The organism is Bacillus sp. LR--39, from assembly GCF_053613335.1.
The window spans coordinates 1-1,013 of sequence record NZ_JBSIOT010000382.1; the positions used below are offsets into that span (position 1 = coordinate 1).

The window sequence follows — 1,013 nt, forward strand, 5'->3', positions numbered from 1 at the left end:
GGTTTAAAAGGCGTAACATTAGAATCCATTCTCGGCTATGTGTTTTCTCCTATCGCCTTTTTGATTGGCGTGCCTTGGCATGAAGCATTGCAGGCGGGAAGCTATATCGGCCAGAAATTGGTGCTGAATGAGTTTGTCGCTTATTCTAACTTCGGTCCGCACATCGGCGAGTTTTCTAAGAAAACTGCTACCATTATCAGTTTCGCGTTATGCGGATTCGCCAATTTTTCATCAATTGCGATTATGCTTGGTACGCTGGGCGGATTAGCACCCAGCCGCCGTTCAGATATCGCATGTCTCGGCCTGAAGGCTGTTCTTGCAGGAACATTAGCCAATCTGCTCAGCGCAGCCATTGCCGGCATGTTTATATAAACGATAAAAGCTCCTTGCGTCAATGCAAGGAGCTTTTATGTATGAAAAACGGGGGATAATTGTATTGTGTCCGCTTATAATAGCTTTTATACTAAGAAAAAGAAAAAAAGTTGGAGGCACCTATGAACTCATTTCGATTTACCAAAATGCACGGCCTGGGAAACAGTTATATTTATGTGAATCAATTTGAAGAACAGCTTCCAGAAGAAAAACTGTCAGAGATTGCAATTCAGGTTTCTTCTGTTTATACAGGGATCGGATCCGACGGAATGATCCTGATATGCCCATCAGACCAAGCGCCTGTTAAAATGCGGATTTTTAATAATGACGGGTCTGAAGGGAAAAACTGCGGCAACGGCCTGCGCTGCGTCGCAAAATACGCATATGAGCATAAGCTGGTTGAGGAAACATCTTTTCTGATTGAAACCCTCTCCGGGCTTGTGAAAGCGGAAGTTCAAGTTGAAAATGGAAAAGTGAATGTGGTCACTGTCGATATGGGCGAACCGCGCTTGACAAAATCCGAGCTCCCGATGCTTGACGGCGGGGAAGAGCACACAATCAATGAAACGATGGCATTTGGTGAAGTAGAACTAACAGGCACTGCCGTTTCAATGGGAAATCCGCATATCGTTTTTCCGATC

The 1,013-nt window shown here is 44.8% G+C and carries 2 protein-coding genes; both read left to right on the forward strand.

What is annotated here, in order from left to right; genetic code table 11:
• A partial coding sequence (locus ACWHAR_RS23405) for a nucleoside transporter C-terminal domain-containing protein (RefSeq protein ID WP_452087991.1) occupies positions 1-372 on the forward strand: 372 nt, incomplete at its 5' end.
• Positions 373-494: 122 nt separating this feature from the next.
• Positions 495-1,013 (forward strand): diaminopimelate epimerase (gene dapF, locus ACWHAR_RS23410; protein WP_452087992.1); only part of this gene is annotated, 519 nt, incomplete at its 3' end.